General features: G+C 43.8%; 1 pseudogene. It reads right to left on the bottom strand.

Going from position 1 to position 452, the window contains the following annotated elements:
- Window positions 1–422, bottom strand: a pseudogene (locus ELS82_RS28025) (hypothetical protein); the annotation flags it as partial.
- Window positions 423–452: the final 30 nt, after the last annotated feature.

Here is a 452-nt window from a genome sequence, read left to right as displayed (position 1 = left end):
CGTTCAAGGAAGTAAGTGATTTCCGGACCCAGTTCACGGAAAGTTTCCAGCTTCAAAATTTTGTTTACCGGCATAGCTCCTCCGTAAATAACTACTCCATCGCCACCGGTGTTGATAACACCCAACTCGCGACGTTCGAGGAAGTAAGTGATTTCAGGACCCAACTCACGGAAAGTCTCCAGTTTCAATACTTTGTTTACAGGCATTGCACCTCCGTAAATCAAACGGTCATAGAGGGTGTAAGTAACATTGATTTCGTCCGGAGCCATTGCAATTGCTAATTTTTTCATGCTACGGAGACGTTGTGTGTCATAATGCTTTACGTCCAATGGATGGCAGGCTGTCTGCACAGTGTAATTTACTTGGGCGGAAGCCGTAACTGCGGCTGCACCCAACATCAGGGCAATTGCTAATTTTTTCATGTCTGATATAAACTTTAAATATTAATATGC

Source organism: Vibrio ouci (assembly GCF_004551525.1).
Classification (GTDB): Bacteria; Pseudomonadota; Gammaproteobacteria; order Enterobacterales; family Vibrionaceae; genus Vibrio; species Vibrio ouci.
Note: the sequence above shows the minus strand (reverse complement) of the source record. Positions and strands in the feature narration are given on the sequence as shown.